This window comes from Bradyrhizobium yuanmingense, assembly GCF_029167105.1.
In the GTDB taxonomy this organism is placed as follows: Bacteria; Pseudomonadota; Alphaproteobacteria; order Rhizobiales; family Xanthobacteraceae; genus Bradyrhizobium; species Bradyrhizobium yuanmingense_A.
Genome location: NZ_JARFML010000015.1, coordinates 111086 through 127895 on the forward strand (window position 1 = coordinate 111086; position 16810 = coordinate 127895).

The 16810-nt window shown below is 65.5% G+C and carries 19 protein-coding genes; 14 read left to right on the forward strand and 5 right to left on the reverse strand.

What is annotated here, in order from left to right:
• Positions 1–235 precede the first annotated feature (235 nt).
• Complete coding sequence (locus P0R31_RS20950; RefSeq protein WP_008141931.1) at positions 236–445, forward strand: cold-shock protein; 210 nt, start codon at positions 236–238, stop codon at positions 443–445.
• A 151-nt stretch (positions 446–596) separates the two neighbouring features.
• Here the strand turns inward: P0R31_RS20950 and P0R31_RS20955 are convergent, their stop codons facing one another.
• Together P0R31_RS20955 and P0R31_RS20960 are read right to left on the reverse strand one after the other, a co-directional pair.
• Positions 597–1898 carry an RsmB/NOP family class I SAM-dependent RNA methyltransferase gene (locus tag P0R31_RS20955; protein WP_275515983.1) on the reverse strand — a complete coding sequence of 434 codons (1302 nt, stop codon included), beginning with the start codon at positions 1896–1898 and terminating at the stop codon, positions 597–599.
• 28 nt (positions 1899–1926) lie between these two features.
• Entirely contained in the window at positions 1927–2349 is a 423-nt protein-coding gene (locus P0R31_RS20960) for an MAPEG family protein (RefSeq protein WP_036000992.1), read from the reverse strand.
• A gap of 154 nt (positions 2350–2503) precedes the next feature.
• Here P0R31_RS20960 and P0R31_RS20965 point away from each other — a divergent pair, with 154 nt between their 5' ends.
• From P0R31_RS20965 to P0R31_RS21010, 10 genes are all read left to right on the forward strand, one after another.
• Positions 2504–3118, forward strand: coding sequence for an acriflavin resistance protein (locus P0R31_RS20965; protein WP_275515986.1), 615 nt, complete (start codon positions 2504–2506; stop codon positions 3116–3118).
• A 69-nt stretch (positions 3119–3187) separates the two neighbouring features.
• Positions 3188–4030: a metallophosphoesterase family protein gene (locus tag P0R31_RS20970; protein WP_275515988.1), complete on the forward strand. Its 843-nt coding sequence runs from the start codon at positions 3188–3190 to the stop codon at positions 4028–4030.
• 143 nt (positions 4031–4173) lie between these two features.
• On the forward strand, positions 4174–5469 hold the full coding sequence (locus tag P0R31_RS20975; protein WP_430516850.1) for an alanine racemase: 1296 nt from the start codon (positions 4174–4176) through the stop codon (positions 5467–5469).
• 8 nt (positions 5470–5477) lie between these two features.
• The gene (locus P0R31_RS20980) at positions 5478–6137 is read left to right on the forward strand and encodes an amino acid ABC transporter permease (RefSeq protein ID WP_275515991.1); all 660 of its coding nucleotides are present in this window, start codon (positions 5478–5480) and stop codon (positions 6135–6137) included.
• Between the two features lie 10 nt (positions 6138–6147).
• Positions 6148–6798, forward strand: coding sequence for an amino acid ABC transporter permease (locus P0R31_RS20985; protein ID WP_275515992.1), 651 nt, complete (start codon positions 6148–6150; stop codon positions 6796–6798).
• A complete protein-coding gene (locus P0R31_RS20990; RefSeq protein WP_275515993.1) occupies positions 6785–7513 on the forward strand; it encodes an amino acid ABC transporter ATP-binding protein in 729 nt (242 codons plus the stop codon). Before P0R31_RS20985 ends, P0R31_RS20990 begins: the two co-directional genes overlap by 14 nt.
• 69 nt (positions 7514–7582) lie before the next feature.
• Positions 7583–8380, forward strand: coding sequence for a transporter substrate-binding domain-containing protein (locus P0R31_RS20995; protein ID WP_275515994.1), 798 nt, complete (start codon positions 7583–7585; stop codon positions 8378–8380).
• A gap of 55 nt (positions 8381–8435) precedes the next feature.
• Entirely contained in the window at positions 8436–8780 is a 345-nt protein-coding gene (locus P0R31_RS21000) for a RidA family protein (protein ID WP_183247468.1), read from the forward strand.
• A gap of 58 nt (positions 8781–8838) precedes the next feature.
• The gene (locus P0R31_RS21005; protein WP_275515996.1) at positions 8839–9867 is read left to right on the forward strand and encodes a succinylglutamate desuccinylase/aspartoacylase family protein; all 1029 of its coding nucleotides are present in this window, start codon (positions 8839–8841) and stop codon (positions 9865–9867) included.
• Between the two features lie 40 nt (positions 9868–9907).
• Positions 9908–10972: a LacI family DNA-binding transcriptional regulator gene (locus P0R31_RS21010; RefSeq protein ID WP_275515999.1), complete on the forward strand. Its 1065-nt coding sequence runs from the start codon at positions 9908–9910 to the stop codon at positions 10970–10972.
• Between the two features lie 10 nt (positions 10973–10982).
• Here the strand turns inward: P0R31_RS21010 and P0R31_RS21015 are convergent, their stop codons facing one another.
• The 3 genes from P0R31_RS21015 to P0R31_RS21025 all read right to left on the reverse strand — a co-directional run bounded on the left by P0R31_RS21015 (position 10983) and on the right by P0R31_RS21025 (position 14321).
• Positions 10983–11276 carry a hypothetical protein gene (locus P0R31_RS21015; RefSeq protein WP_057028917.1) on the reverse strand — a complete coding sequence of 98 codons (294 nt, stop codon included), beginning with the start codon at positions 11274–11276 and terminating at the stop codon, positions 10983–10985.
• A 257-nt stretch (positions 11277–11533) separates the two neighbouring features.
• Entirely contained in the window at positions 11534–12568 is a 1035-nt protein-coding gene (locus P0R31_RS21020) for an NADP-dependent oxidoreductase (RefSeq protein ID WP_275516000.1), read from the reverse strand.
• A gap of 187 nt (positions 12569–12755) precedes the next feature.
• A complete protein-coding gene (locus tag P0R31_RS21025; RefSeq protein ID WP_275516001.1) occupies positions 12756–14321 on the reverse strand; it encodes a winged helix-turn-helix domain-containing protein in 1566 nt (521 codons plus the stop codon).
• 195 nt (positions 14322–14516) lie between these two features.
• Here P0R31_RS21025 and P0R31_RS21030 point away from each other — a divergent pair, with 195 nt between their 5' ends.
• Genes P0R31_RS21030 through P0R31_RS21040 form a run of 3 tightly spaced genes read left to right on the forward strand, consistent with a single transcriptional unit; the run spans position 14517 to position 16800 of the window.
• On the forward strand, positions 14517–15287 hold the full coding sequence (locus P0R31_RS21030) for an SDR family oxidoreductase (RefSeq protein ID WP_275516002.1): 771 nt from the start codon (positions 14517–14519) through the stop codon (positions 15285–15287).
• Positions 15284–16105 carry an alpha/beta fold hydrolase gene (locus P0R31_RS21035; RefSeq protein ID WP_275516003.1) on the forward strand — a complete coding sequence of 274 codons (822 nt, stop codon included), beginning with the start codon at positions 15284–15286 and terminating at the stop codon, positions 16103–16105. The genes P0R31_RS21030 and P0R31_RS21035 overlap by 4 nt, the downstream gene beginning before the upstream one ends.
• Positions 16106–16152: 47 nt before the next feature.
• Positions 16153–16800: a hypothetical protein gene (locus tag P0R31_RS21040; RefSeq protein WP_275516004.1), complete on the forward strand. Its 648-nt coding sequence runs from the start codon at positions 16153–16155 to the stop codon at positions 16798–16800.
• Positions 16801–16810 lie beyond the last annotated feature (10 nt).

Below are 16810 nucleotides of genomic sequence, written 5' to 3' on the forward strand. Positions count from 1 at the left end.
AAATAGCAAAGTGGCGCGACGTTTCGGGCCACGGGTGGTGCCTTGAAGTGGCCCCAAATTCTCGCTATATTGTGATCATCGATACTTGGCCGAACGACTGGGCCGCTTCGCTTCGTTGCTGACGGGCGCGCACGCTTCAGATGAATTCTCCAAACATCGACTCATCAGGGACTATGGGCGCAATGCTGCGTACCGGTCTGCGTGCGTACCTCTCTAACTAAACAAGGAAATTCCCATGGCTATGGGCACCGTGAAGTGGTTCAACACCCAAAAGGGTTATGGTTTCATCCAGCCGGATGACGGCCAGAAGGACGTGTTCGTTCACATCAGCGCTGTCGAGCGCGCTGGCCTCTCCTCCCTCAACGAGGGTCAGAAGGTCTCGTTCGACATCGTCGCCGACCGCCGCAGCGGCAAGTCGTCGGCTGACAATCTCCGCGTCGGCTAACGCCCTCGCACCGTTCTGACCGCGGACGTACCGGCAGAACGTTGGAACTCGAAAGCCCCGCGACCGGGATCGGTCTGCGGGGCTTTTGTTTTCGGGCGGAATGACAACGTCGATCATTGACGCAGCCGCCGGCTAATCCACCTTACGAGAGCTACGGCTTCTTCATCAGCACCGACACGAAAAACCCATCCGTCCCGGTCCGCCGCGGCGTCAGCAGCCAGCCCTCGGCGGATTGCAGCGCGGCCTCGCCAAAGGCTTCCGCCTTGTCCCAGAGCACGCTTGCGGTCTGCTCAGGCGGGACGACCGAGAACTCGCCATGTCGGCCGACGAACGCCCTCACCTGCTCGCCGTTCTCCTCCGCCAGCACCGAGCAGGTGATGTAGGCGATGCGGCCGCCCGGCTTGACCAGGGGAACTGCGCGCTCCAGCACCTCGGCCTGGTCACGCAGACGGATCTCCAGCGCACCGGGCCGCATGCGCCATTTGGCATCGGGGTTGCGGCGCCAGGTGCCGGTTCCGGTGCAGGGCGCGTCGATCACGACGAGATCGGCGGTGCTGCGGATGTCGGCAAGCGGATCGGCCTCGCCCTTGGGCGTGCGGATTTCGGTATTGTGGACGCCGGCGCGCGATAGCCGCTCGTGGATCGGCGCGAGCTGGCGCTTGTCGCTGTCGGTCGCGATCAGCCGGCCCTTGCCCTGCATCAGGGCTGCCAGCGCCAGCGTCTTGCCGCCGGCGCCGGCGCAGAGATCGATCACCTGCTCGCCGGGTTTTGCCGCGGTGAACTGGGCCGCAAGCTGCGATCCCTCATCCTGCACTTCAATTGCGCCCTTGATGAAATCCTCTTCCGCCTGGATGCCGGGGTTGCGCGCATCGGCCGAAAGCTCGATGCGGAGGCCGGTTGCGGACCAGGGCGTCGGTTTTGCATGAAGATGAGAAATCGCCTTCAGCACCTTGTCGCGGTTGGATTTTAGCGTGTTGACGCGCAGGTCCAGCGGCGCCCGGCTGGCCATCGCGGCCGCCTCCGCGGCGCGGTCCTCCCCGAACACTTTTGCAAGGTGCGGGTCGAGCCACTCCGGGTAATCGCCGGCGACGGCCGCCGGGGCGTCCTGGAGGGAGCGCGAGGCGAGCGCAGCCTGCTCGGCCTCAGTCAGCGGCGACGGCGCAAAGCGGCTGCCGTCGAACAAGGCGCCCATGGTCGCCGTGTCCATGTTGCGCTCGAGGCGGAGCATGCCGATCAGCCGGGCCCGCGCGGTATCGGAATCCATCAGCCAGGCGCTCGAGGCGTAGCGGCGCAGCACATCCCAGACGAGGCCGGCGATGGCGGCGCGGTCGCCGGAACCGGCGAAGCGGTGCGCGGTGCCCCACTCCTTCAGCGCCTTCGCCGCGGGCACGCGGTCCCTCTCGATGGTGTCGATCAGTTCGATGGCTGCGGACAGCCGGGCAGCAGGGGTCATTCGCGTTCTTTCAAGTGGTGCGCAGCGCCTAGATCAGCAGCAAGAGCTTCAGTGCGAAGTAGATCCACATCGCGAGCAGCACCAGCACGCCGGCGAGCCAGACCGTGGAGCGGCGGCCGAGATCGTTGGAGGAGACGAACACGCCGGCATGGGCAAAGCGCGTCACCACGAACACCCAGGACATCAGCACGATGAAGAGATCGGCCCGGCGCAAGGGCAATGCCAGCGCGATCAGGACGTAGAACAGCACCGGCAGCTCGAACTGGTTGCGGTAGCAATTGGCGATTTGTGTGGCGCCCTTCGGCCAGTTCGGCTCGCCGAGCGCAATGTCGCGGATCTTGGTCTCGCCCGAGACCAGGGTCTTGCGGCGCGCCAGGACCATGCCGATCAGCAGCGCGAAGGTGAGAGCGACCTGCACGAAGACCGGCAGCAGGACCATTTGAACGGACATCGGAACTTTCCCGTAAAGGCGAAATGCCGCCGACGTCATTAGCCGCGACCTTTGGCGCTGACAATGAACGACTTGAACCGGTGTTCCCGCTCTGGCGACCAACCCCAGATTGTTAAAGCGATTTCGCCCCCTTGGGCGCCGAGGCGAGCCAGCCATGAATTCCTTGTCCAGCTTGTTCAGCGAAGCCGCCGCGGGCCAACTCGGCCTCCTGATGTCGGCGCTGTCTGGGATCGCGGCAGCGCTCGCGGTCGCGCTGGCCATGACGGTCTACTTCCGCCTGAGTTACAGGACCTGGCGCGACGTCGCCCGGCATGGCCTGGCCGCCTTGGCCGCGCTCGCGCTGTTCGCCTTTGCGGCCTACGACATGCGCCACGCGGCGCTCGCCTATCTCGGCCTCAATCCCTCCAAGCCCGCCGTCGAGTTCGAGATCCGCATGCCCCGGGAGATGCTGACGGCGGTGAGCGACAGCCAGATCGAGCTGCACACCGACCGCAACCAGACATTGGCGCTGGTAGACGGCGTGCGCGACCTCTCGGACGGCCGGGCCGTGCTGCGCGGCGCAGTGGTGCTCAACCACCGCACGGCCGATCGCGTGCTGGTCGTGAACCTCTCAGGCAAGGGCGTCTTCGAGTTCCGCCTCCGCCTGCCGGCCGAGCCGCATCGCTCCACCCAGTTCGGCCCCTGGCACCTCGCCGACCGCATTGCCGCTCCGCTCGCCGGTGCCGTCGCCCCGCAGGACGGCTACACCATCCGCTACCGCGTGCTTTAAACTTTGTTCGCTGTGATCCATGCCCGCCCCGTCATCGTTCCGACGCGCGGCGACGGGTAGGATGATCGCATGTCCGAATTTCGTCTCACGCAGATTTCCGATACCCATCTCGGCCGGCGCTTTCCCGGCCTGATCGCCAACTTCCACCGCGTCAGCGAGCACATCGACGCCGGCAGGCCCGACCTCGTCGTCAACACTGGCGACGTCTCGTTCGACGGGCCGACCAGCAGCGACGACGTCGAATTCGCGAAGAGCCTGCACGATGCGCTGCCCGTCACCTGCCGCTATCTCCCCGGCAATCACGATGTCGGGGACAATCCGACCGCGATCGGGCCGGCGCCAAAGCCGCCGGTCAGCGAGACGCACCGCCGGCAGTTCTGCGACATCATCGGCGAAGATCATTGGGCGTTTGACGCCGTGGGCTGGCGCTTCATCGGCCTCAATTCGCTGGTGATGAATTCGGGCCTCGCCTTCGAGGCCGAGCAGTTCGACTGGTTGTCTCAGGAAATCTCGCGCGTGAACGGCAGGCCGGTCGCGCTGTTCCTGCACAAGCCGCTGTTCCTCAATCTGCCCGACGACGCCGAGACGCCTGAGACGTCGATCCGCTACGTGCCGCAGCCGGCGCGGGCGCGGCTGATCGAGATGTTCGGCAAGGTCGACCTGCGTCTCGTCGCCAGCGGGCACGTGCACCAGCGCCGCGACTTCACCTTCCGCCACACCCGCCACGTCTGGGCGCCGTCAGCGGGCTTCGTCATCAACGATCAGCGCCAGGACCGGATCGCGATCAAGGAAGTCGGCCTGGTCGAATACCGCTTCCAGCCCGACAGTCTCGAGGTCCGCCACATCAGGGCGGCCGGCCAGGTCGATGTCGACATCGAGGAGCTGCTCATCCAGATCGGCGACAGACATTAGCCTACGCCACGGGCAAATAACTTTACCTTGATACCTCGTTGCATCGAATTCGGCCTCAGAATGGCTAAAATCCACTAATGACAACGTTGTCATTAGAACGTATCGTTTTCTGGCCGCGGTCGAGAGCCGCTGAGGGAGCGATGATGCAGTTCTTGTCCCGGTGGGATCGCCAACGCCTTTCGACGACGATAAGGGGCATTCCCCTGGTCGAGGGCGCGACCATCGAAGACATCGGCAGCCAGCGCTGGTCACCTGCGCGCGGCGATCTCGCCCTACCCGCCCTCACCCTGGATGAAGCCGCCTTCGCGGCCAACCGTGACCTCTTCCTGAAATGGTGCGCGAGCGCTGGCGTTGCAGTCGCGCCCCACGCCAAGACGCCGATGTCGCCCGAGCTCGCCCGCTCGCTGCGCGCCGCCGGCGCCTGGGGCACGACGGTTGCCAACGTCCAGCAGGCCGCCGTGCTGCTCGCGAGCGGCGAGCGGCGCCTGCTGCTGGCCAACGAGATCGGCGGGCTCGCCGCCGGCCGGCGGCTCGGCGCGCTCCTGAGCGCCTATCCCGACGTCGAATTTCACGCCTTCGCGGATTCACCGGCTGCGGTGGCAGCTCTCGCCGAGGCCGTGCGGATCGCCAGCCGCCGGGATTTGTCGGTGCTGGTCGAGTTCGGCGCCGGCCGCGCCGGCGCGCGCGACCGCGCCGCGGTCGAGGCAACGATCGCAGCCGTGCTCGCCGCCGACCGGCTCGCGCTCGGCGGCGTCGCCACTTACGAAGGCGCCGCCGCAACGTCCGATACCAACGAGACGATGCGCGCGATCGGGGCGCTGCTGGAGCGCACCATCGAGACATTTACGCTGGTGCGCGCCGCCGCCCCGAAGCGGCCGTTGATCATGAGTGCCGGCGGCTCGGCCTATTTCGATATCGTCGCGCGCGCATTTGCGCCCGCGGCTCAGGCCGACGGCAATGCGAGCGTGATCCTGCGCTCGGGCGCGCTGTTCTTCGCCGATCACGGCGTCTATGCCCGCGCATTCGCTGAAATTGACCGGCGTGGCGGCCTCGTCATCGACGGCCTGCACCACTCCGCCGTGCAGAGCTTTCGCCCGGCGCTGACGCTCTGGGCCGAGGTGCTGTCGCGGCCCGAAGACGGACTTGCGATCGCAGGCTTCGGCATGCGCGATGCCTCCTTCGACCAGGGACTGCCCGTGCCGTTGCGCGTGGTCCGCGACGGCGTCGAGCAGCAAGGCCTTGCCACAGCGCTCACAGTGACCCGCCTCAACGACCAGCATGCGTTCCTCTCGGTCGGGCCCGAGGCTGCGCTCGCGGTCGGCGACATCATCGCCTTCGGCATCTCGCATCCCTGCACCTGCCTCGACCGCTGGCGCGTCATCTTCGGTCTCGATGCCGACGGGATCGTGACGCGCGCCCTCCCCACCCAGTTCGGCTGAGAGCGGCGATGAACTTCCTGCCGCTCTGGCGCTACCAGAACCAGCTCATCGATGGCGCCATCGTCACGCTGGAGCTGACGGTGATCTCGGCGCTGGCCGGGCTGGTGATCGGCATTGCCGGTGCGGTCGCGCTGAAGGGACGCATCACGCCGCTACGCTGGCTGGTGCGCGGTTACATCGAGCTATTCCGCAACACGCCCTCGCTGATCCAGATCTTCATCGTCTTCTTCGTGCTGCCGAACTTCGGCCTGAAGCTGCCCGCCTTCGAGGCCGCCGCCGTCGCGCTGTCGCTCTATTTCGGCGCTTATTCCGTCGAGATCATCCGCGCCGGTCTCGATTCCATTCCGCGCAGCCAGGTTGAGGCCGGCCAGTGCCTGGGGTTGTCGGGCTGGCAGGTATTTCGCCACATCATTCTACCGCCGGCGCTGCGCAACGCCTATCCGGCCGTGACCAGCCAGTTCGTGCTTTTGCTGCTCGGCACCTCGCTCGCCTCGCAGGTCGCCGCCGACGAGCTGTTTCACGTTGCCGGCTTCATCGAGAGCCGGACCTATCGCAGCTTCGAGGTCTATGCCGTGATCTGCGCGGTCTATTTCGCGATGGCGATGTCGTTCAAGGCGCTGTTCGCCGTGATCGCCCTGGCGGCCTTCCGCTGGCCGCGGCGGCGCTGAGGGACAAGCGATGCGATCCTTCTCCCTCATCGACTTCGTCTCGCTGTTCGCGGCGCTGCGCTGGACCGTCGCCCTCGTCGTGCTCGCGCTTCTCTTCGGTGCGCCGCTGGCGCTCGGGCTCGCGCTGGGGCGCATCAGCCGGTTCGCAGGGCTGCGCTGGGCCATGGCGGCGTGCATCCAGGTGATCCAGAGCGTGCCGCTGCTCGGGCTGTTGTTCTTCTTCTATTTCGGCATGCCGGTTTTCCTCGGCATCCAGGTGCCGGCGCTCGTCGCCGTGACCGTCGCCTACACGCTCTACACCGCCGCCTTCCTCGGCGAGATCTGGCGAGGTGGCTTAGAGGCCGTAAAGCAGGCGCAATGGGAGGCCGGCGCCTGCCTCGGCCTCTCTGCTTGGCAGCAGTTCCGCCACATCATCGCGCCGCAGGCGCTGCGGCTGTCGCTGCCGCCGACCGTCGGCTTCCTGGTGCAGCTCATCAAGGGCACATCGCTCGCCTCGATCCTCGGCTTCGTCGAGCTCGCCCGCGCCGGCCAAGTGGTGAGCGCGGCGACGTTCCAGCCGCTGCTTACCTACTCGCTGGTGGCCGCGATCTATTTCGCGCTGTGCCTGCCGCTCACGCTCTGGTCCCGCTCCCTGGAGGCCCGCCTCGATGGCTCTCGTTGAAATCCGCGACGTGCGCAAGACATTCGGCAAGGTCGAGGTGCTCAAGGGCGTCTCGCTCGACGTCGAGGAAGGCGAGATCGTCACCATCATCGGCCGCTCCGGCTCGGGCAAGTCGACGCTGCTCCGCTGCATCAACGCGCTGGAGAGCGTCGATTCCGGCGAGATCCGGGTCGAGGGCCAGAAGGTCCACACCAGAATGGCTGACCTGAAGAAATTCCGTCAGCGCGTCGGCATCGTGTTCCAGGCCTTCAATTTGTTTCCGCATTTGAAGGTCGAGCGCAACATCACGCTCGCTCCGCTGCTCACCGGCAGGATCGAAAAAGCCAAAGCGCGCGCGCTAGCCGCGGACGTGCTGACCCGCGTCGGGCTCGCCGACAAGATCGACGCCTGGCCCGAGCAGCTCTCCGGCGGCCAGCAGCAGCGCGTCGCCATCGCCCGCTGCCTCGCCATGGCGCCTCACCTGATGCTGTTCGACGAGGTGACCTCGGCGCTCGACCCCGAGCTCGTCGGCGAAGTCCTGAAGGTGATGGAAGCCATGGCAGAACAGGGCATGACCATGATCCTGGTCACCCACGAAATGGGGTTCGCCCGTAACGTCGCCGACCGCATCGTCTTCATGCATCAGGGCCGCGTCTGGGAACAGGGCCCACCGGCAAAACTGTTCGCCAACCCTGAAACCCCCGAGCTCGCAAGCTTCATCGCATCTGCCAAATGAAACCTTCCAAGTGAAACCTTCCAAGTGAGAACCTTCCAAGTGAGAACCTTCCCCTTCAAGGAGAGAGTCATGAGAACGTTGAAGTCCCTCTTCACCATTGCGGCGGCGGCCCTCGCCGTCCTCGCCGCACCGAGCCTGGCCAAGGCCGACAAGCTCCAGGACGTGCTCGGCGCCGGCAAGATTCGCGTCGGCATTCTCACCGATGCCGCGCCGTGGGGCTTCAAGGACGACAAGGGCGAGATCGCCGGCCTCGACGCCGACCTTGCCAAGCTGATCGCCGCCGACATGGGCGTGAAGCTGGAGCTCGTCCCGGTGACGGGAGCCGCGCGCATCCCGAGCCTGCTCTCGGACAAGATCGACATCTTGATCGCAGGGCTCGGCGCCACGCCCGAGCGCGCCCAACAGGTGATGTTCTCGCAGCCCTATGCGGTGGTGAATCTCGGCGTCTACGGCGCAAAGTCGCTGCCCTCCGCCGCCGGCAAGAAGCCGGACAATCTCGACGGCCGCAGCGTTGCGGTGGCCAAGGGCTCGACGCTCGACGTCTGGCTCACCGACAATGCGCCGAAGGTGAAGCTGGTGCGCTTCGAGGACACGCCGGCCGCGATTGCGGCCTATCTCGCCGGACAGGCCGACACGTTCGCGGAGAACAGCGCCATCGCGCTGAAGGTGCAGGACCAGAACCCGACCAAGGAGGTCGAGCTGAAGTTTCTGATCCGCCAGTCGCCGGCCCATGTCGGAGTTCGTCAGGGCGAGCAGAACCTGCTCAACTGGATCAACACCGACATCTTCTTCAATAAGCTCAACGGCAAGCTCGCCGCACTTCAGCTGAAATGGTTCAAGGAAGAGCAGTCATTGCCGACGCTGTGAATTCAGCCGCGGCTCCCGCGTCATGCGGGAGCCGACCTTCCCGAGGAGAATTGAGATGATCAAACGTTACGTCGTGGGATCGCGCATGAGCCAGGCCGTCGCCGCCGGCGGCATGGTGCACATCGCCGGCCAGGTCGCCGATGACCGCAAGGCCGGCATCGTGTCGCAGACGGAGCAGGTGCTCGCCAAGATCGACGCGCTGCTCAAGGAGGCCGGCTCCGACCGCTCCAAGCTGATCGCGGTCAACGTCTTCCTGCCGCACATCACCGACTTCGACACCATGAACTCGGTTTATGATGCCTGGATCGATCCAGCCAATCCGCCGGCGCGCGCCTGCGTCGAAGCCCGTCTCGCCGATCCCGATCTGCGCGTCGAGATGACCGCGGTCGCCTTGCTGTAACGACGCCTTTCTTCAAACTTCGGCCGGCGTCGGCGACGACGCGGCCTCGAGGCAAGCCATGCATACCGGACTTTTCCACGAGATCGATTTCGAGAAGGACCAGAAATGGTCCGGCCATCTCGGCATTCCGTTCTCGATCGATCGCTCGCCCTACTACCAGCTCAAGATCCCGATCTTCCGGATCAAGAACGGCGCCGGGCCGAAGCTGCTGCTGATGGCCGGCAATCACGGCGACGAATATGAGGGCGAAATCACGCTGACGCGGCTGTATCGCCGGTTGGTTGCGAAGGACATCAAGGGCGAGATCACCATCCTGCCCTTCGCCAATTGGCCGGCCGTGATGGCGGCGCGCCGCCGCTCGCCGCTCGATGAAGGCAATCTCAATCGCGCGTTCCCGGGCGATGCCGCGGGGACGCCGACATTCCGCCTGGCGCATTTTCTCGAGCACGAGCTGTTTCCGCGCCACGACGTCGTCTTCGACATCCATTCCGGCGGCACGTCGATGGCGCACGTGCCTTGCGCGTTGATAGAGCGGCAGGGACCGCCCGAGATGTTCGGCCACGCGTTGCGCCTGATGGAAGGGCTGGGCATGCCCTTCGCCTTCGTCGCCGAGAACGGCGCCACGGCGCCGACCTCGATGGCGGCGGCCGCGCGCGCCGGCGCGATCGGACTCTCCGGCGAATTCGGCGGCGGCGGCACGGTGACGCCGCAGACGATGGCGTTCACCGCGCGTGCCGTCGACCGATTGCTGCTCGCTCTCGGCCTCGTCCAGGCGCCCGTGCTTGGGCCGCATGCGCCGGTCGAGCGTGCCACCGAGCTGTTGGCGTTGCAGAGCCATGCCCAGGCGGTGTTCGCCACGCGCCGCGGCTGGTTCGAGCCCGCTGTCACCGTGGGTGCGCGGGTCAAGGCGGGCGATATCGCCGGCTGGTATCACGACTTCGAGCGCCCGGAGCTTGCCGAAGAGGTGCTGCGCTTTCCCGCCGACGGGATCGTGATCTCGCAGCGCCTGCACACCGACAGCCAGAGCGGCGACTGCCTGGTGCAGGTCGGCCGCGCGTTGGAGCGGGACGAGGTGCTGGGACGGTGAGCTTTGGAGCGGACGCGACTTCGACTACCCTCGGGAATCGATGACCGATCCGGCCAAGCCGAGCTATGACGATGTCGTGCGCATTCCGGCGCCGCCCGGCCGCAGCAACGCGACCGGGCGGCCGCCGCGCATCGAGGAAGTCGCAGAACGCGCCGGCGTGGCACCGATCACGGTGTCGCGGGTGCTGCGCCATCCCGAGAAAGTCAATCGCAAGACCCGCGAGCGCATCCTCGAGGTGATCGAGGCGACGGGCTATGCTTCCAACCCGCACGCCCGCGCGCTGCGCTCGGGCCGGTCCAACGTGGTCGTGGCCTTCGTCTCCAACATCCTCAGCCAGCAGTTTGGCCTTGCGGTGCGCAGCTTTGCCGCGACGCTCGAGCCGGAAGGTTTTGAGGTGCTGGTCGGCCAGACCTCCTACTCCTATGCCAAGGAGGTCGCGATGATCCAGTCGCTGCGCGGCATCCGCCCCGCGGCGGTGATGTTCACCGGCGTCATCGAGCTCGAGGAGAACCGCACGGCGCTGGCCGAACTCGGTATTCCCGTGATCGAGACCTGGGCGTTTCCGCGCGATCCCATCGACATGCTGGTCGGCCTGCCCAATGCGGACGCCGGCGCGACGGCCGCTCGCCGGCTGGCGCAGGCGGGACATCGCCGCGTCGCCTTCATCGGCCGCAGCAGCGGCCGCGGCGCGCTCCGCCGCGACGGCTTTCGCGCGGCGGCCGCAGAGCTCGGCCTCACGATCGTTCACGAAATCCTCGTTGGAGAGGTGACGGGGCTGGTCGACGGCCGTGCCGCCTTCACCGCCCTGCTCGCGCGCGGCGGCAACATCGATGCCGTGTTCTGCGCCAACGACCTGCTCGCGACCGGTGCGCTGATCGAGGCTCGCGCCCGCGGCCTGTCGGTGCCGCACGATCTGGCCGTGCTCGGCTTCGGTGACAACGACGTCGCCGATCAGATCACGCCCGGCCTCACGACCATCTCGTTCGATGCGGCGGCCGTGGGACGTATCGCGGGCGAACTGCTTTTGGGGCGGCTCTCGGGCACGCCGCGCGCCGAGCAGCGGCTCGCGGTCGATCTGTTCCTGGTCGAGCGCGGCAGCGTCTGAGCGTTGCGGCTTACGCGACGCTCTTGAGATCCTGCTGGATGGCCGCGAGCAGCGATTGCAGCGCAGCGCTGTTCACCGGCTTGGCCTCGGTGCCGGCTGGCTGAGCAGCGGGGCGCTGCGCAGCTTTCACGGGACGCTTCGGGAATGGCGGTGGCGCAGGCATTGCGGCCGGGGCGAATTCGCCCTCGTCCTCGGCGTGAACGAACTTGCCATGGATGACGTCGTCGCGACGGCCCATGATGAACATGGTCGCCCAATAGCCGACGGCCAGGAGGATGACGCAGAAAATACCAATCTCTAACATCGCAGCACCTAAAATATGCGCGATGATTCAATGCCTTCGTCCGGCCGTCAATGAACAGGCGGTCACACCCGCGGCTTTTGCGGGCAGGTGTGACCATTTGGTGACTCTTTCTTAACTATCTCCACGCGGCGTGTGGCCGCGGGGCCACGTGAGTCCCATTCCCTGTCGCCTAAAGCGCGATGAATGCTATCGCGCTTTAGGTCGTCGTTTGGGCATGATCTTTCCGGAAAACCGCTTCGCACTTTTCCGGATCATACCTAGGCCTTGTCCGGCCCGACCCGGACCAGCTGCTTGCCGAAATTGGCCCCCTTCAGCAGGCCCATGAAGGCGCCGGGGGCGCTTTCCAGGCCCTCGGTGACGAACTCCTTGTACTTGACCTTGCCGTCGCGAACCCAAGTGGACATGTCGCGCAGGAAGTCGCCGTGGCGGGCTGCGAAGTCTGAGACGATGAAGCCGCGGAAGGTCAGCCGCTTGGTCAGCGTCGCGCGCATCAGGCTGGCCGCCCATTTCGGCGGCTTGGCCTCGGTGTCGTTGTAATGGGCGATCAGGCCGCAAACCGGCACGCGTGCAAACGGGTTAAGCAGCGGGAATACCGCCTCGAACACCGCACCGCCCACATTCTCGAAATAGACGTCGATACCCCCAGGGCAGGCGCCCTTCAACCTGGCGCCGAGATCGGGATCGCGGTGATCGATGCAGGCATCGAAGCCGAGCTCCTTCACAACGTAGTCGCACTTGTCCTTGCCGCCGGCGATGCCGACCGCGCGGGCGCCCTTGATCTTGGCGATCTGCCCCACTGCCGAACCGACCGCGCCGGACGCACCGGCAACGACGACCGTCTCGCCCGGTTGCGGCTTGCCGATGTCGAGCAGGCCCGTATAGGCGGTCATGCCGGGCATGCCGAGCACACCGATCGAGGTCGAGATCGGCCCGAGCTTGGGATCGACCTTGATCAGGCCCTTGCCGTTCGAGATCGCATGGGTCTGCCAGCCCGAGCGGATGCGCACGATCTCGCCGACCGCGAAATCGGGATTGTTTGAGGCCGCGACCTCGCTGACCGCCTCGCCTTCCATCACGCCGCCGACCGGCACCGGAGCTGCGTAGGACGGCCCTTCGCTCATGCGCCCGCGCATATAGGGATCGAGCGACAGCCAGATCGTGCGCAGCAGGACTTCGCCCTGCCCTGGCGTCGGAACGGCGAATTCCTCCAGGCGAAAATCAGACGGCTTGGGTTCGCCGACGGGACGCGCGGCGAGAACGATGCGTTTGGCGCTATGTTGACCTTGGGCCATGGCTTCCTCCTTTTGTCGTTCGATATGGACGGAAGCGGAGGCAGGTAGCTGCGTCAACACAAAAGCGGTGGAGCGGTTGGCTCCTCGGCGCCGAGGGCGCGTCGGCGTCCAATCAAGGCCTATCGCCGATCAAGCTTGTTCAGATCCGTTGTTGCCGTTTCCAGCATTTTGTCCGACACGGCTCCCTTCATTCGGGTAGCCCGGCCATCCGCATGCCCTCCGAGGCGAGCGCGAAATCCTGCGGACGGCGGACAAGCAGCCAATCCTCCAAAACGCCGACCCGTAAAGTCCGATCCAGCCTGCGGACGTGGGCCATCGCTTCACGGGCGTCGTCCATCCGCCCGGCCAGCGCGTGGCTCGCCGCCATGAAGGCGGCCACCCGCAGGACGTTCGGCATCTGCCGCGACGCCCGCTGCAGTGACGCCACCGCCTCGTCGAAGCGGCGGCAATACAGATGTCCCATCGCGATCCCGGTCTGCATCTGAAATATCTCGGGGTCGAGCGGGCTGAGCCGCATGGCTCGACTGAAATAGTCGATCGCGCTGTCGTGTTCGCCCATCGAGATTCGTTGATACCCGCCGAGATACCAGATCGTCGACGAATTCGGATTGAGCACCAGCGCGCGGTCTACATGGGCGACGCAGGTGTCCAGATCGCCGCCGAAATGGGGCCATGCGTGGCCGCCACGGCACAATGCAACTGCGTCGTTCTTGTTCAGCGTCACCGCGCGCTGGCACAACCGCGCCGCCTCGGCGCCATCGGCGGCGCGGTCTGCGAGCCAGCGATTCATCTTGCGCCAGTAGAAGCACCACGCCGCCATGCCATAGGCCGCAGCAAAGTCCGGATCGCGATCGATCGCCCCGTAGAACAGCGGCAACGCCGCATCGATTCCGTCGCGGGTCGCGGTGTGGAATTGCGCCAGCCCGCGGAGATAATAGTCGTAGGCATCGAGGCTTTCGGTCGGTTTGCGCTTGGCGCGTTCGATTTCGGCGAGCTCGAGCTGCGGCGCAATCGCGCCGACGACGCTGGCGGTGATCTGGTCCTGCAGCTCGAAGATGTCGTCCATCGCGCTCTCGAATCGCTCAGCCCACAGATGAGCGCCGGTGGATGCGTCGATCAATTGCCCGGTGATGCGCACACGGCCAGCGGAGCGGCGCACGCTGCCTTCCAGCACGTAGCGCACGCCCAGTTCGCGGCCGATTTGCTTCACATCGACCGCGCGGCCCTTGTACGTGAAGCTGGAATTGCGGGCGATCACAAACAGCCAACGGATTCGCGACAGACCGAAGATGATGTCCTCGACGACCCCGTCAGCGAAATAGTCCTGAGCGGGGTCCCCGCTCAGGTTCAGAAACGGCAGCACTGCGATCGAGGGCCGGTCGGGTAGATCGAGCGCAGCAACCGGCTTCTCCGCCGACGGCACGATCGCGATGCGCTGATCGACCGCTACGTGCACCTCGCCGACAAAGCGGAACCCCTTGCGCGGAACGGTTCGAATCAGCCGCTGCCCCTCTCCACTGTCTTCCAGCGCTTTGCGCACAGCGTTGATGTGGCTGGCCAGCGTCGATTCCGAGACGATCCGCCCGCCCCAGACCGTGTCGAACAGATCGTTCTTGCTGACGACGTGGTCGCGGTTGCGCACCAGATACAGCAGCAGATCGAAAGCCTGCGGCGTGAGGCTGACCGCCCCGGAGTCCCGCCGCAACTCCCGCCGGTCCTCATCGAGGACATAGGCTTCGAAGGTGAACTGCACCACAAAGACCCTGATTGAAACCCGAGCGGCATCCCGCTCTCGGCGCACCCCAGCCGAGGCTGCTGCGCCCTGTTTGGACGAAACTGCAAGCAGATTTCAAGCGAAAACCAAGGGCGCTGCACGTCCATACCAAGGTCTTGGGCCGGATTCTGGCGCATCCTGCCGCCTCTGCAGCGAACGAGACGCGAGGGCACAATGAAGATCGTGGTGATCGGCGGCAGCGGCCTGATCGGTAGCAATGTGGTGCGCAGGCTTCAGGCCAAAGGCCACGAGGTGGTCGCGGCCTCGCCCTCCTCCGGCGTCAACACGCTGACCCGCGAGGGCCTCGCCGAAGCAGTCGACGGCGCACAAGTCGTGATTGACGTAGCGAACTCGCCGGCCTTCGACGACAAGACCGCGATGGATTTTTTCCGGACCTCCGGCCGCAACCTGCTGGCGGCCGAAACCGCCGCCGGGGTGAAGCATCATCTCGCGCTGTCGGTGGTGGGCACCGACCGACTGCCGACGAGCGGCTATTTTCGCGCAAAGCTCGTACAGGAAGAGCTCGTCCAAGCATCAAGCCTTCCATACACCATCCTGCGCGCGACGCAGTTCTTCGAATTCATCGACGCGATCATCGCGGGCGGCACCGAGAGCGATGTGATCCGGCTGTCGCCCGCGCATCTCCAGCCGGTCGCTGCCGACGACGTCGCGGCCGCACTGACCGAATTGGCGCTCGGTCCGCCCCGCAACCGCATAGTCGAGATCGCCGGACCCGAAAGGCGCGGCCTCGATGACTTCGCGCAGCAGGTTCTGGCCGCCAGGGGCGACACGCGCCGAGTGATCCCCGATATCCATGCCGACTATTTCGGCCTGATCCTGAACGATCAGTCACTGACGCCGGGCGACGAGCCGCAGCTCGGGCAGACCCGGCTCGCCGACTGGCTCCACAACTCTCTCCTCACCCCAAAGGACGCAAAACGATGAGCACGATCACCACCAAGGACGGCACCGAGATCTATTACAAGGACTGGGGCCAAGGCCCCGTCGTGACCTTCTCGCACGGCTGGCCGCTGAATGCAGACGCTTGGGACGGCCAGATGCTGTTCCTTGCCCAGCACGGCTTTCGCGTCGTCGCGCACGACCGGCGCGGTCATGGCCGCTCCAGCCAGGCCTCGGAGCACAACGACATGAACGGCTATGCGGACGATCTCGCCGCGGTGATCGAAGCGCTTGATTTACGGGACGCCACGCTGATCGGCCATTCCACCGGCGGTGGCGAGGTCGCGCGCTATATCGGCCGCCATGGTACCGGTCGCGTCGCCAGGGCGGTGCTGATCGCGGCGGTGCCGCCGATCATGCTGAAGACCGAAGCCAACCCGGAGGGCCTTCCGATCGAGGTGTTCGATGCCATTCGTGCAGGCGTCGCGGGCGACCGTTCGCAATACTACAAGGATCTGGCGATTGCCTTCTACGGCGCAAACCGGCCGGGTGCAAAAATCTCGCAGGGCACGCTTGACCAGTTCTGGCTGTGGAGCATGCAGGCAGGTGCCAAGAACGCCTATGAATGTGTCAAAGCTTTTTCGGCAACCGATTTCACCGAGGACCTGAAGAAGTTCGACGTGCCGACCCTGGTGCTGCACGGCGAAGACGACCAGATCGTGCCGGTCAAGGACTCCGCGCGCAAATCGGCGAAGCTGATCAAGGGCGCCAAGGACGTCTACTACCCGGGGGCCCCGCACGGCCTGACCGCCACCCATCAGGATCAGATCAACGCCGAGCTGCTGAGATTCATCCGGAGCTAGCGATCTCGTTCACCTGAATCGCAGATCTAAGCGAGAAAGACAGCAGCATGGACAAACCTGCCCACCGCACCCTCGCGGGCGTCGTCGTTCCCGACACTCCCATAGTTGATGCCGCAATCGAACATGCGCGGCAGCACTGCGCGCCGTATCTGTTCAACCACGTCGTCCGCTCGTGGCTGTTCGCGGCAAGGCTCGGACAATTGCAGAACGTGGCGCACGATGAGGAGGTGCTCGCGGTCGGCACCCTGCTGCACGACATCACGCTGAATGAAAGCTTCGCCGGACCGCGCCGGTTCGAAGTCGAAGGCGCGGACCTGGCGCGGCACTTTGCCGCCGAGCGCGGCTTCGACCAACGCCGCGCCCAGCTGATCTGGGACAGCGTCGCGCTGAACTCGACCCCGTCGATCGCTCTCTACAAGGAGAGCGAGGTTGCACTCGCCACAGCCGGCATCTGCTTCGACGTGATCGGGCTGCAATACGACGTCATTCCCGCCGCCGAAGTGTCGCGGATCGTCGCCGAATTCCCACGAATGCAGATCAAACGGCAATTTCGCCGCTGCTTCTGCCATATCGCAAGCACCAGGCCGGAAACAAGCTACGACAATTTCATCCGAGATTTCGGCGAGCGCTTTGTCGAAGGATACAGGGCGCCTTCGGTGGTTGATCTGGTGGATGCAGCGCCATTCGCCGAGTAGGATTGCATCT